Source organism: Bradyrhizobium sp. Tv2a-2 (genome assembly GCF_000472425.1).
Classification (GTDB): domain Bacteria; phylum Pseudomonadota; class Alphaproteobacteria; order Rhizobiales; family Xanthobacteraceae; genus Bradyrhizobium.
The window spans coordinates 1-13,723 of sequence record NZ_AXAI01000026.1; the positions used below are offsets into that span (position 1 = coordinate 1).

Below are 13,723 nucleotides of genomic sequence, written 5' to 3' on the forward strand. Positions count from 1 at the left end.
GGCGCGCGATCGCCGATGATGATCCGCCGGTTGAGGTGCCGTCGGGCGAGGCGCCGCGTAGCGCGTGACCATCCTACGTTCGGGGCGCGGTTACGGCGTCACCAGCTTCCTGTACAGCGCGCTGTAGCAGGCGGCCGACAGGTCCCAGCTGAAGCTGCGGGACATGGCGCTGCGGCGCATCCAGTCGAGGCGATCCTTGGCGATGAAGGCGCCGAAGGCGCGGCGGATGCCGCCGACGAAGGATTCGGTCGAGGGCTGATCGAACAGGAAGCCGGTCTCTCCGTCGGTGATGGTCTCGGCGAGACCTCCGGTGGAGCGGCCGATCGGCAGCGAGCCGAAGCGCTGCGCATACATCTGGCTCAATCCGCAGGGCTCGAAGCGCGAGGGCATCAGCGTGAAATCGCTGCCGGCGAAGATGCGGCGCGCCTGGGCGTCGTTGAAGCCGATGGCAACCCCGATCGCGTCGGGGCGGCGGCGATGGGCATCAACCAGTGCCTGCTCGAATTGCGGCTCGCCCGAGCCCGTCACCACGATCTGTCCGCCGGCTTCGATGATCTCGTCCGCGGCCGAAAGCACGAGGTCGATGCCCTTCTGGTGCACCAGCCGCGCGACGAGGCCGAAGATCGGCCCGCGCGAGACGGCAAGGCCGAACTGCTTGCGGACATAGTCGGCGTTGGCCTGCTTGCCCTGCCAGTCGCCGGCGGCGAAGGGTTGCGCGAGTTGGGAGCAGAAGCGCGGGTCCCAGCTCTCGTCGATGCCGTTGAGGATTCCGGTCAGCTGCGAGGCGGCCGAGCGCATCCGTAACAGCCCTTCCAATCCACAGCCGAACTCGTCGCTCGTGATCTCCTTGGCATAATTCGCGCTCACGGTGGTCAGGTGCGAGGCGTAGACCAGGCCGCCCTTGAGGAAGGACAGCTTGTCATAGAACTCCAGCCCGTCGATGTGGAATGCGTTTTCAGGCGCGCCGATCCGGCGCAGCGAGTCCTTTGGAAACAAGCCCTGATAGGCGAGGTTGTGGATGGTCAGAATGGAGGGAAGCCTGGCGCCGCGCCATGCGAGATAGGCCGGCACCAAAGCGGCCTGCCAGTCATTGGCGTGGACGAGGTCGGCTGCCCAATTCTTGTCCAGCTTGCCCATCGCAAGCTCGGCAGCGGCCGACGCGAACCGGGCGAAGCGGATGTCGTTGTCGGGCCAGTCGCGGCCTTGCTCGTCGCCGTAAGGGTTGCCCGGCCGGTCATAGAGCTCCCGGCACAACAGCACATAGACCGGCAGTCCGTCGCGCGTCGATGCGCGGCCGAGCGTGCAGGCCGGCATCTCGGCAAACGCCGGCGCCTGGCCAACGATCTGGATGTGGGTGAGTTGTTCGATGACGTCGCGGTAGCCGGGAAGCAGGACCCTGACGTCGCTCCAGGGGCGCAGTGCCCGGGGCAGCGCGGCGGAAACGGCGGCCAGTCCGCCCACGCGGACGAAATCGTCCATCTCCGTCGTGACAAAAAGGACCTTCAATAAATGCCCCGTAGGAGTGCCCCGCTGGGAAGGCGCGCCACTGTCAAATGCTGCCATGCAAGAAAAGGTCCAGTTTGGTCCACTCAAGGTCGCGCGCCGATAGTCCGCGCGGCGAAAAGCTTCCCCAAGGGCCGTCCGCCCTTTAGGGTCGCTGTCCGCGCAATAACGAAAAAAGCTTTGCGCCCAGGGAGAGTTTGAGATGACCATAACGCAGAACGGTGAGGGCCATTTGACAGGATGTCTCACCGGGCTTCGCGTGCTCGATTTTTCGACCACGATTGCCGGCCCGCATTGCGCGCGGATGCTTGCGGACATGGGCGCGGAGGTGATCAAGATCGAGGCGGCCGATGGCGAGACCATGCGCACACGTCCCCCCGTTCGCAACGGCTGCTCCACCGCTTTCGGCCAGCTCAATGTCGGCAAGAAGAGCCTTGTGCTCGACCTCAAATCGCCCGAAGGCAAGGAGGTGGTGCGGCGGCTTTCCGCACAAGCCGATATCGTGGTCGAGAATTTCCGGCCTGGCGTGATGCGGCGCTTGAGGCTCGATTACGACAGCCTCGCGCCATCAAATGAAAGGCTGATCTACTGCTCGATCTCAGGTTATGGACAAAGCGGTCCTTCGGCCGAACTGCCGGCCTACGCGCCGGTGATTCACGCGGCGTCCGGTTATGAAATGGCGCATCTCGCCTATCAGCCCGGCCGCGAGCGGCCCGATTATTGCGGCATCTATCACGCTGACGTGTTGACCGGCGTTTACGCTTTCGGCGCCATCACATCTGCGCTCTATCAGCGCAGCCGGACCGGGCGCGGCCAGCATATCGATGTCTCCATGCTCGAATCGATGCTGAGCCTGACCTTGAACGAGGTGCAGTGGTCGCAATTCCCGGTGAAGCAGACCGCGCGTCCGATGTTCGGCCCGATCGAGACCAAAGACGGCTATGTCATGGTCGCAATCGCCAGCGAAAAGACGTTCCAGGGATTGATGAAGGTGATCAGTCATCCCGAATGGATCAGCGACCCGCGCTTCGCGGCCTATGCCGACCGCCGCACCAATTGGGCCGAACTGATGGAGGGAGTCGAGGCGTGGTCGCGCACGGTGACGACTGAAGAGTGTCTTGCCGGGCTGAACCGCGAAGGCGTGCCGTCATCGGCCTATCGCACGGTGGCGCAGGCGCTCGCAGATCCGCAGCTTGCCCATCGCGGCGCGCTGGCGGAAGTGGAAGATGGCGGCGGCAGCTTCAGGATGATGAACCTGCCGTTCCGCATGTCCGGCGCGCGCGTCGCCGCGGGTAAAAGAATCGCAACGCTCGGCGAGCACACGCGCGCGTTACTGCAAGAGGCGGGGCTGTCCGAGCAGGAGATCGCAGCGTTCTCCTCGGGGCAGGTTGCCGCGGAGTAGCGGTTGCGGCTTGCCGCTAGCCTCGATTCCGTACAAGCTGCTGCCAGCGATCCGGAACACCGGACGTGCAGGGATTCTCGGGAGGAACTTCGATGACGGCGACGACGCGCATGCGCAGGCTTGCGCCAATTTTCCTTGTTGCGGCATTTGCCTCGATGGCCGGCGCGGCGCAGGCGCAAAAATCCGGCGGCAGCATCACCGTTGGTCAGGAACTCGATATCCCCGGCTTCGATCCGCTGAAGATCGGCGTGTTCGATACCTCGGCCGAGACTGCTGCGGCCGCGATCTTCGATACGCTCACTTATCTCGATGACAAGGGCGAGCCGCAGCCGAAGCTTGCGGTGTCCTGGACCCATTCCGACGATTACAAGACCTGGACCTACAAGCTGCGCGAGGGCGTGAAATTCCAGGACGGCACGCCGTTCAATGCCCAAGCGGTGAAGGAGAATTTCGACCGGCAGAAGGACCCGGCCAACAAATGCCGCTGCGCCTTCTATATCGCCTTCATCCATGACGTGGAGGCGACCGACGATTTGACGCTGGTCTATCACCTCAACGATCCCCAGGTGAATCTGCCGGCGCTCGCGGCCGCCCCGACCTCGAACAATGTGGTGCAATCGCCAACCGCGTGGAAGACCAAGGGTGACGACTACAACCGCAATCCCGTCGGCACCGGTCCCTACATCCTGAAATCCTGGACCGCGGGCGACCGCATGGTGTTGGAGAAAAATCCGGATTACTGGAACAAGGGCCATCCCTATCTCGACCGGATCATCTTAAAGCCGTTGCCGGACGCGCAGTCGCGCTTCGCGAGCCTGCAATCGGGTGAGGCCGATATCGTCTGGGATGACGAATATGACCCCGACAACATCCAGAAGGCGCAGAAAGATCCGAAGCTGACGGTTCACAGCTATACCGGCTCGGGCGCGCAGGTTTATGCCTTCAACACCAAGACGCCGCCGTTCGACGACGTGCGGGTGCGCCAAGCGCTGGTGATGGCGATCGATCGCAAGAAGATGTCGCAGGCCATCACCAACGGCCTCGCCAAGCCCGCGAGCAACCCTTACGGCGAGGGCTCCTGGGTCAAATGCAAGGACGACGGCGCGCTGCCTTATGATCTCGACAAGGCGAAGGCGCTGATCAAGGACTATGGCAAGCCGGTCGAGTTCAAGATGGTCGTCACCGCGACCCCGCGCGGGCGCACCATCGGCCAGGTGTTTCAGCAATTCTGGAAGCAGGCCGGCGCCAATATGGAGATCGAGCAAATCGACCAGGCGACCGTGGTGCCGCGCGCCTTCATGCGTCAGTTCCAGCTGATCCCCTGGCGCATCATCGATCTCGCCGATCCCGATCCGCAGATGTTCGCCAACTTCCACACCGGCAGCCCGGTCGCGCTCGCCAATTATTCCAATCCGGAGCTCGACCATTTGCTGGAGCATGCGCGTGTCACCGCTGATGTCGCGCAGCGGACCGAGGATTATTGCGCTGCCAGCCGTCTCATCAACAAGGAGGCGATCTGGTTCTGGACATTCCAGAATACTTACTACGCCATTTCCACGGCGAGGCTGAAAGGCCTGCCGAAAATCCATAGCGGGGTGATCGACGTCTCCAACGTCTGGCTGGAATGAACGGCATGCTCGGCTTCGTTGCGCGAAGGCTGCTTTATCTGTTGCCGGTTCTGCTTGCGGTTTCGCTGCTCACGTTCCTGATCGCCTCGCTGCTGCCCGGCGATCTCGCCTATGTGATCCTCGGCGATCAGGCGACGCCGGACAAGGTTGCCGCGCTTCGCCATGACATGGGGCTCGATCAGCCGATCTGGTGGCGCTATCTCGGCTGGCTCGGCCATGTGCTGGTGGGCGATTTCGGTCGTTCCTTCCGCACTGGCCAGACCGTGCTGCAGGCGGTGACGGAGCGGCTGCCGGTCTCCTTCGAATTGATGCTGCTCGCCGAGCTCGGCGCGCTCATCATCGGCATTCCACTTGCGATTGCCTGCGCGGTGCGCGCCGGCAGTGCGTTCGACCGCTTTGTCACCGGCACTGCCTTCAGCATGCTCTCGGTGCCGGCGTTCCTCTCGGCGATCCTTTTGATCTATTTCTTCGCCGTCGAGCTGCGCTGGCTGCCGGCAACCGGCTATGTCCCGTTCTCGGAGGATCCGCTGGGCAATCTGCGCTGTTTCGTGTTGCCGGCGCTCACGCTCGCGCTTGGCGAATGGCCGGTCCTGATGCGGGTCTTGCGTTCCGACATGATCGCGACGCTGCAGGAGGATTACATCGCGATGGCCCGCGCCAAGGGCTTAAAACCCTCGCGCATCCTGCTGGTGCATGCGTTAAAGCCGTCGTCCCTGACGCTGGTCACCGTCACCGGCATCAATATCGGCCGCCTGATGGGGGGCACTGTGATCGTGGAGTCGATCTTCGCGCTGCCGGGCATCGGGCGGCTGCTGCTCGGCTCGATCTATACCCGCGACCTCATCATCCTGCAGGGCGTCGTGCTTTGCGTGGCCGCAGGCTACGTGCTGCTGAACTTCATCGTCGACATGCTCTATGCCGTGCTCGATCCGAGGATCCGCCATGGCCACGCTTGAGCTCGATATCGCTGAGGATGTTGTCGTAAGCCCGGCGCGGCGGTCGCGAAAACTGGGGTTGTTGTTCTGGGCGGCGATCGGCTGGCTGGTCTTCGTCCTGTTGGTCGCGATCCTGGCGCCGGTGTTGCCGCTGCCGAGCCCGACCGACATGGACATGCTGGAGCGACGCGGGCCAATCTCGGCGCTGCACTGGCTCGGCACCGACGCGCTCGGGCGCGACGAGTTTGCCCGCCTGATCTTTGGCGCCCGCATCTCGCTCACCGTCGGCCTGTTCGCGCCCATCATCGGGCTTGTGATCGGCGGCGCGCTTGGGTTGCTCGCTGGCTATTTCCGCGGCCGGTTCGAGAGTTTCGTGGTCGGCAGCATGGACGTGCTGCTCGCCTTTCCGCCGCTGATCCTGGCGCTTGCCGTCACCGCCTATCTCGGCCAGTCGATCCTCAATCTGACTTGCATTCTCGGCGTGCTCGGCATTCCCGCCTTCATGCGGGTGGCGCGCGCGTCCACGCTGACGCTGGCGCGGCGCGAATTCGTCATCGCGGCGCAAGCGCTTGGCGCCACACATGCGCGGATCATTATTCGCGAGCTCTTGCCCAATGTGGCGCTGCCACTGCTCGCCTTCTTCCTGTTAGGGGTTGCCGTCACCATCGTGGTCGAAGGCGCGTTGTCGTTCCTGGGCCTGGGCGTGCCGCCGCCGATCTCGAGCTGGGGCAGCATGATCGGGGAGGGGCGGGAGAGCCTGGAGGTCGCGCCCATGCTTGCCTTCATTCCGGCAATCGCGATGTTTCTCACCGTGCTCTCCTTCAACCTCGTCGGCGACACCCTGCGGGCGCTGACCGATCCGCGGCAGGGCGCGCTGTGAGCGGGCCGGCGCTGCTCACGATCGAGGACGTCGTCGTCGAGCTGCCGACGCCCCGTGGCAATCTGCGCGCGGTCGATCATGTCGATCTTTCGCTCGGTGCCGGCCGGACGCTCGGCATTGTCGGCGAATCCGGCTGCGGCAAGACCATGCTGTCGCGGGCGATCCTGCAGCTGTTGCCGAAGAAGGCAAAGCTTTCCGGCCGCGTCATCTTCGACGGCCAGGACCTGGTGCGTTTGAACGCGGAGGCCTTGCGCAGGCTGAGGGCGCGCGGAATCGCGGTAGTGTTCCAGGACCCGATGACCTCGCTGAACCCGGTGCTCACCATCGGTACTCAGCTGGTTGAAACGCTGCAGGAGCATCTCGAGCTTGATGCAGCGGCCGCACGGCGGCGCAGCGCGGAGCTGCTCGCCGCCGTCGGGATTCCCGCGCCGGAGCAGCGGCTGAGCCAATATCCGCACCAGCTTTCGGGAGGCATGCGCCAGCGCGTGGCGATTGCGATCGCGCTGTCCTGCGAACCGAAGCTCCTGATCGCTGACGAGCCGACCACGGCGCTCGACGTCACCATCCAGGCACAGATCCTCGATCTGCTGGCGCGCGAGCAGCGCCGCCGCCACATGGCGATGATCCTGATCACCCATGATCTTGGCGTGGTCGCCGGCCGCGCCGATGAGGTCGCCGTGATGTATGCGGGTCGCGTGGTCGAGCGGGCGCCGACACCTGCTCTGTTCAAGAACATGCATATGCCCTATACGGCCGCGCTGCTTGCGGCGATCCCGAAGATCGAAGCGGCGCCGCATACGCCGCTCGCGGCAATCCCGGGCCGGCCACCGGACCAGACCCGCCCGCTGAAGGGCTGCTCCTTTGCGCCGCGCTGCCGCAATGTCGGCGACCAGTGCCTGCGGAGCAAGCCTGCGCTCACGACGGCGGAAACCGAGGGGCATTGCTATGCATGCTTCCATCCACTCAAGATCAGCGCCGGCGTGAGTGCATGATGCATGGCAACCCGACCATCGTGGCACGCGATCCGCTTCTGAAGGTGGAAAACCTCGTCGTCGAATACCCGATCGGCGCGCGCACCGTTCATGCGGTCTCCGATGTCAGCCTCGAGATCGCCCGCGGCGAGACGCTGGGGCTGGTCGGCGAATCCGGTTGCGGCAAGTCCACGCTGGGACGCGCGGTGCTGCAACTTCGCCGCGCGAAATCGGGCCGCGTGCTGTTCGACGGCGCCGACCTGACGGCGCTGCAGGGCGACGCCTTACGCAAGATGCGCCATCGGGTGCAGCTGATCTTTCAGGACCCGATCGCCTCGCTCAACCCCCGCCGGCGGATCGGCGACATCATTGCCGAACCGCTGGTGATCGCTGGCGTCAAGGATGCGAAGAAGCGACGGGAGCTGGTCTGCGAAACCCTGAGCGCCGTCGGCCTCGACCCGGCGCTGGTGGTTGGCCGTCTGCCGCATGAGTTTTCGGGCGGGCAGTGCCAGCGCATCTGCATCGCGCGGGCGCTGGTGCTCAATCCGGAATTCATCATCTGCGATGAGCCGGTCTCCGCACTCGACGTCTCCATCCGCGCGCAGATCCTCAATCTGCTGGAGGAGATGAAGCAGCGCTTCGCCCTGACGCTGCTGTTCATCGCCCATGATCTCGCGGTGGTCAAAGCCGTCAGCGACCGTGTCGCGGTGATGTATCTCGGCAGGCTCTGCGAGGTTGGTCCCTCCGCGCAATTGTTCGACAAGCCTGCGCATCCCTATACCGCACTCCTGATCGAGGCGATCCCGGTGCCCGATCCCGATGTGCGGCCTGCTGAAAGCGTCGCCGTCGGCGAGCCGCCATCGCCGATGGCGCCGCCTTCGGGCTGCCGTTTCCGCACCCGATGCCCACGGGCGGATGCCAAATGCGCTGCGGAGGTGCCGGAACTGCGCCCGGTCGCGTCAGGACAATACGTCGCTTGCCATCATCCTTTGATCTAAATAATCAGGGAGCAGGAGAGACGCGCCAACAACAAGAACATGGGAGAGATGCCATGAAAAGCTTCCAGGTTGTCGAATTCAACGCCCCCTTGAAAGAGATCGAGCAGCCGACGCAGCAGCCGAACGGCACCCAGGTGCTGATCCGTGTGAAGGCCGCCGGCGTTTGCCATAGCGACCTGCACATCTGGGAGGGCGGCTACGATCTCGGCCATGGCCGCAAGCCGCTGTCACTGAAGGATCGTGGCGTGTCGCTGCCGCGTACCATGGGTCATGAGACGGTCGGCGAGATCGTGGCGTTCGGGCCCGATGTGAAGGAGGCCGACAAGGGCGGGCTCAAGGTCGGCGACGTCGCGCTGGTCTATCCCTGGATCGGCTGCGGCCAATGCGCGACATGCCTCGCTGGCGATGAGAACATGTGCCTGAAGCCGCAATCGCTCGGCGTCTACTGCGACGGCGGCTATGCCGACCACATGACGGTGCGGCATCCGAAATATCTGCTCAACCTGAAAGGTCTCGATCCCGTCACGGCGGCGCCCTACGCCTGCTCGGGCGTTACGACCTACAGCGCGTTGAAGAAGGTCGAAAAGGACTTCAATACGCCGATCGTGATCTTCGGCGCCGGCGGGCTCGGCCTGATGGCGCTGTCGCTGTTGAAGGCGATGGGCGGCAAGGGCGCCATCGTGGTCGACATCGATGCCAGAAAGCGCGAGGCGGCGGAAAAGGCCGGGGCGCTGGCGACTGTCGACGGCAGCGCGCCGGATGCGTTGGAGCAACTCGCGAAGAAAGCGGGCGAGCCGATCCGCGCCGTGATCGATCTCGTCGGCAACGCTGCGACCGCGCAGCTCGGCTTCGACTGCCTGACCAAGGGCGGCAAGCTCGTGATCGTCGGCCTGTTCGGCGGCGGCGCGCCGTGGGCGCTGCCGTTGATCCCGATCAAGGCCGTCACCATTCAGGGCAGCTATGTCGGCAATCTGCGCGAGACCGAGGAGCTGCTCGACCTCGTGCGCGCGAAAAGGATTCCGGCGATCCCGGTCACGCCGATGCCGCTCGCCAAAGCCAATGACGCACTGGTCGATCTGCAAAAGGGCCGGCTGGTCGGCCGCGCCATTCTGGTGCCGTAGCTCGTCCGTCATTCCGGGGCGATGCGCAGCATCGAACCCGGAATCTCGTGCCACAATTTCCAGATTCCGGGTTCGCTCGCCCTGCGAGCGCCCCGGAATGGCAGCGTAACTGGCCTGCAAAGGAATCCGCATGTCCGCCAACAGCGCCCTCCACATTGCCGTCCTTCCCGGCGACGGCATTGGACCCGAGGTGATGGCGCCGGCGCTGGAGATCCTGCGCAAGGTGGAGGCGACGACGGACCTGAAGTTCCGCTTCACCGAGGCGGAAGCGGGCGCCAACCACTACAAGGCGACCGGCAAGTCGATGCCCGAGACCACCATCCGCCTGTGCGAGGAGGCGGATGCGATCCTGCTCGGTGCCTGCGGATTGCCGTCGGTGCGCTACCCCGACAACACCGAGATCGCGCCGCAGATCGAGCTGCGCATGCTCTTCGACCTCTACGCCGGCGTGCGGCCGGCGCGGCTCATTCCGGGGGTGCCGAGCCCGATCGTCGGCGCAGATACGCGCGGCATCGATCTCGTCGTGATCCGCGAGTCGACCGAGGGTCTGTTCGCCTCGATGGGTAAGGGCACCGTCAGCCATGACGAGGCGCGCGAGACGATGCTGATCACGCGCCGGACCTCGGAGCGCCTGTTCGCATTTTCCTTCAAGCTCGCCGAACGGCGGACCGCGCGGGGCCGCAGCGGCGGACTCGCCTGTGTCGACAAGGCCAATGTGTTCAAGGCGTTTGCGTTCTTTCGCGGGATTTTCGACGAGGTCGCCCAACGTCATCCGAAGGTGAAGGCGGATCACCTTTATATCGATGCCTGCGCGGCCATGCTCGTGAAGCGCCCCTGGGATTTCGATGTCCTGGTGACGGAGAACATGTTCGGCGACATCCTCTCAGATCTCACGGCCGGCCTGATCGGCGGCATGGGCATGGCACCGTCGGCCGACATCGGCGACCGCTACGCGGTGTTTCAGCCTTGCCATGGCACCGCACCCGACATCATGGGGCAGGGCAAGGCCAACCCGACCGCCATGATCCTGTCGGTCGCGATGATGCTGGACTGGCTCGCCGAGAAACACGGGCTGGAAGGTGCGGTGGAAGCCGGCGAGCGGATCGAGCGCGCGGTCGACAAGGTCTATGCCGACGGCATCAAGCCGTTCGAGTTCGGCGGCAGCAATGGCACGGCCGATGTTACGAAGGCGGTGCTTCAGGCGCTGTAGCGGCGCTACCCTTACCTGCCCTTGAACTGCGGCTTGCGCTTTTCCATGAAGGCCTGGCGTCCTTCCCGAAAATCCTCCGAGTCCATGCAGGCGGTGCCGATGTTCTTCACGGCCGCCATGTCGCGTTCGTGGGCATCCTTCAGCACCTGCGCGATGGTGATCTTGGCGGCCTGAATCGCCAGCGGGGCGTTGCCTGAGATGGTGCGCGCGATCTCCATGGTGGCGCCCCACAATTCCGAATCCGGTAGCACCCGCTCGACGAGGCCGATGCGCAACGCTTCCCTGGAATCGATTCGCATGCCCGTGTACATCAAGAGCCGCGCCCAGGACGGCCCGACCAGCGATACCAGGTGCTTCAGCCCGTCAAAGCCATAGGCAATGCCGAGCTTGGCCGCGGGAATGCCGAACTGGCTGTTCTCGGCGGCGATGCGCATGTCGGAAAGCATGGCGACCTGCATGCCGCCACCGAGGCAGAAGCCCCGGATGCAGGCAATGGTCGGCTTCGGGTAGTCGGCGAACAGCGCCCGCTGCGCGGCGCTGCGCTTCGAATACTCCTCCGAGGCCTCCGCGTTGTGCCGCTCCTTCTCGAACTGGCTGATGTCGGCGCCTGATACGAAGGCCTTGTCGCCGGCGCCCTTGAGCACCACGACGCGCACGTTCGGATCGTCGCGCAATTCGGTCAATGCCGCACCAAAACCCTCCCACATGTCAAGCGACATCGCATTGCGCTTGTCGGGATTGTTGAAGGTGATGATGCCGACGCCCTCGATGATCTCCTGCAGGATCTTGCCGTCGGCGTGGGATTTTTGCTTGTTCGGTGTGTCCAGCATGGAAGAGACTTTCGGTGGTCAGGAGTCTGTCGTCACGAACGGGCCGATATTCGCCCGCGCAAAAGCAGGCCTGGCCTGTATGATAGCCCACCATGCCGCGACGCGAGGATGGGTCTTTTCGGATACCTGATCCGGCGCGATCTCTTCCTCGACCCGCTTGACGAAGGGCACGGCGGCGATATCGGCGATGGAATAGGCCTTGCCAACCAGCCAGCCCGAGGGCGCGAGCGCCTCTTCCATCTTGTCCAACAACTGCACCAGCCTGGTGCGCGCCGCTCCGCGCTCTTCTTCGGTATGGGGCTTGCGCGCCACTCTGAGCCACGCCTCCTGGCGCTCCCTGCTTGGGATGCTCTTCATTTTTTCGGCGAGTTCCTCGTCGGACCATTGCTTGGCGACCTTCTGCAGGTGGTGCCGCCAGTTGAACACGATGAGGTTGCCGATCAGGCCGTCGATGTGCCGGATCCAGTTGCGCATTTCCCCGCGCTCGTAAGGTGCGTCGGGGCGCAGTGGCGGATCGGGAAAGCTCTCGTCGAGATATTCGCAGATGGTGCCGCTCTCGTGCAGCGGCCGCCCGTCATGCATCAAGGTCGGGATCACGCCGAGCGGATTGATCTTCAGATAGTCAGGCGAGTGATGCTCCATCTTTGCCATGTCGACGACATGGCTCTGGTAGCTCAGGCCCTTTTCCTCAAGGCACAGCCGCACCCGGCGCGAAGCGCTCGAGCGCCAACCGTGATGCAGGACCATCATGACGTTTGGTTTTGACGAGGGGTATGGTTCACTGCGCCATATGGGCCGTCAAGGGATGGTTGGCAGCCTGGTTGAAGAACGCGGCCTCCTCTGCGGTTGCCTCCAGAAGCTGCTCATCCTGATTGTAGATGTCGTTGCGGAACTGGACGGTCTGGTCTCCGGTCATCCATGCCGTGAGATAGACCCAGGCGACCGGCACCTTCTTCGGCAAGGCGACCTCCTGGTGCGCGCCCGTCGCGATTGCCGCATCGATCGCAGGCCGGTTCCATTTCGACATCTCTTCCTGCAGCAGCCAGGCAGCGAGGTCGCGGACATTGTCGACCCGCGAGCAACCGTGGGAGTCGAAGCGGTAGTCGTCGCTGAACAGGCTCTTCTGGTTGGTGTCGTGCATGTAGACCGAATACGGGTTGGGCATGTCGATCTTGACCGCACCCAGTGCATTGAAACTGCCGTTCTGCTGCCGCACGGTGAAATTCGGTGTATGCGCGCCCGACCAGTCCACCGAATGCGGGTCGATCGGGGTGTCATGGGCGTCAAGCACTTCCATGTGCATGCGCTCGAGATAGGTCGGATCCTTGCGCATATGGGCCGAGATCTCGGTCTTGGCGATCGAGGAGGGCACCGTCCAGGTGGGATTGAGCACGACGCCGGTGATCTCGGCGGTCAGCGTCGGCGAAGGCTTCTCGGTCTTGCCGACGATGACGCGATAGCGGCGCACCACCTTGTCGTTCTCGATGGCCTCGGCAAAGGCCGCGGGGATGTTGACCACGACATAACGCTGGCCGAAGGCGAAATTCATGTTCTGCAGGCGCTCCAGCGAGGCCTCGAGCTGGCGGATCCGCTTCTGGACGGGCATGTTGAGGGCGGCAAGCGTGCGCGGCGTCATTTGCCCTGTTGGCGCAAGCCCGTTGCGAACCTGGAAGCGCTTGATGCCTTCTACGACCGTCTCGTCGAACGGCCCCGTCGCCCTGTCCTCGGCGAGGTCGCCGGTGACGATCAGCCGCTTGCGCAACAAGTCGTCATTGGCGCCCGCCACGCCGATGGCGAATTTTGCGTCCGCCGGAATTGTCGGCCAGCCGCCGCGCACGGCGATGTCGGAATAGGAGAGCGCTGCTTCCTTGATTCGCTGCGCGGTGCCCTCGTCGAAGGTCGGCTCGTGCGACAGCGCAAGCGCCGCCGCCGAACGCGATTCGGGGGTCGAGGCATCGGCAGGCTTTGCGGCGGCAGCGTGGGCCGGATGGGTCGGGTCCGGCGTTGCTGTCTTCTTGACCGGCGCGGACTGTGCGGGCGGCGCGGGCTGTGTCGCTGGTGCGGCCTGACCTGCAGGTGCTGCGCTCTGTGCCCAAGCGGGGGCGCCGACCACAAGCGCGGCAAAGGCTGCGAACATCAATTGACGCATGATCTGTCCCTGACAGACGCCTGAGGGGCGTCACTTTTGATCAGTGAAAGCACTGGGAGGAAAGAGGCGGGGCGGAGCCGGGGGGAGCGGTGAATC

11 protein-coding genes and 1 pseudogene are annotated in these 13,723 nt (G+C 64.2%); 8 read left to right on the forward strand and 4 right to left on the reverse strand.

Annotation, left to right across the window (positions count from 1 at the left end; genetic code table 11):
• Window positions 1–90: 90 nt before the first annotated feature.
• Entirely contained in the window at window positions 91–1,506 is a 1,416-nt protein-coding gene (gene glgA, locus A3AI_RS0134855) for a glycogen synthase GlgA (RefSeq protein WP_024519974.1), read from the reverse strand.
• 199 nt (window positions 1,507–1,705) lie between these two features.
• Between glgA and A3AI_RS0134860 the strand changes: the two genes are divergently transcribed.
• The 8 genes and pseudogenes from A3AI_RS0134860 to A3AI_RS0134895 form a co-directional block, all read left to right on the forward strand.
• Complete coding sequence (locus A3AI_RS0134860; RefSeq protein ID WP_024519975.1) at window positions 1,706–2,905, forward strand: CaiB/BaiF CoA transferase family protein; 1,200 nt, start codon at window positions 1,706–1,708, stop codon at window positions 2,903–2,905.
• A gap of 92 nt (window positions 2,906–2,997) precedes the next feature.
• Window positions 2,998–4,533, forward strand: coding sequence for an ABC transporter substrate-binding protein (locus tag A3AI_RS0134865; RefSeq protein ID WP_024519976.1), 1,536 nt, complete (start codon window positions 2,998–3,000; stop codon window positions 4,531–4,533).
• A 5-nt stretch (window positions 4,534–4,538) separates the two neighbouring features.
• On the forward strand, window positions 4,539–5,489 hold the full coding sequence (locus A3AI_RS0134870) for an ABC transporter permease (RefSeq protein WP_024519977.1): 951 nt from the start codon (window positions 4,539–4,541) through the stop codon (window positions 5,487–5,489).
• Complete coding sequence (locus A3AI_RS0134875; RefSeq protein WP_024519978.1) at window positions 5,476–6,348, forward strand: ABC transporter permease; 873 nt, start codon at window positions 5,476–5,478, stop codon at window positions 6,346–6,348. Before A3AI_RS0134870 ends, A3AI_RS0134875 begins: the two co-directional genes overlap by 14 nt.
• Entirely contained in the window at window positions 6,345–7,340 is a 996-nt protein-coding gene (locus tag A3AI_RS0134880; protein WP_024519979.1) for an ABC transporter ATP-binding protein, read from the forward strand. The genes A3AI_RS0134875 and A3AI_RS0134880 overlap by 4 nt, the downstream gene beginning before the upstream one ends.
• A complete protein-coding gene (locus tag A3AI_RS0134885) occupies window positions 7,337–8,317 on the forward strand; it encodes an ABC transporter ATP-binding protein (protein WP_084801139.1) in 981 nt (326 codons plus the stop codon). Before A3AI_RS0134880 ends, A3AI_RS0134885 begins: the two co-directional genes overlap by 4 nt.
• Window positions 8,318–8,370: 53 nt before the next feature.
• Window positions 8,371–9,438 carry an alcohol dehydrogenase gene (locus A3AI_RS0134890; RefSeq protein WP_024519981.1) on the forward strand — a complete coding sequence of 356 codons (1,068 nt, stop codon included), beginning with the start codon at window positions 8,371–8,373 and terminating at the stop codon, window positions 9,436–9,438.
• A 118-nt stretch (window positions 9,439–9,556) separates the two neighbouring features.
• Window positions 9,557–10,648 (forward strand): annotated as a pseudogene (locus A3AI_RS0134895) (isocitrate/isopropylmalate dehydrogenase family protein); the annotation flags it as partial.
• 11 nt (window positions 10,649–10,659) lie between these two features.
• On the opposite strand, the gene A3AI_RS0134900 reads toward A3AI_RS0134895, so the two are convergent.
• Genes A3AI_RS0134900 through A3AI_RS0134910 form a run of 3 tightly spaced genes read right to left on the reverse strand, consistent with a single transcriptional unit; the run spans window position 10,660 to window position 13,627 of the window.
• Window positions 10,660–11,478, reverse strand: coding sequence for an enoyl-CoA hydratase (locus A3AI_RS0134900; RefSeq protein ID WP_024519983.1), 819 nt, complete (start codon window positions 11,476–11,478; stop codon window positions 10,660–10,662).
• 18 nt (window positions 11,479–11,496) lie between these two features.
• Window positions 11,497–12,228: a glutathione S-transferase family protein gene (locus A3AI_RS0134905; protein WP_198030301.1), complete on the reverse strand. Its 732-nt coding sequence runs from the start codon at window positions 12,226–12,228 to the stop codon at window positions 11,497–11,499.
• A gap of 28 nt (window positions 12,229–12,256) precedes the next feature.
• Entirely contained in the window at window positions 12,257–13,627 is a 1,371-nt protein-coding gene (locus A3AI_RS0134910) for a L,D-transpeptidase family protein (RefSeq protein WP_024519985.1), read from the reverse strand.
• Window positions 13,628–13,723: the final 96 nt, after the last annotated feature.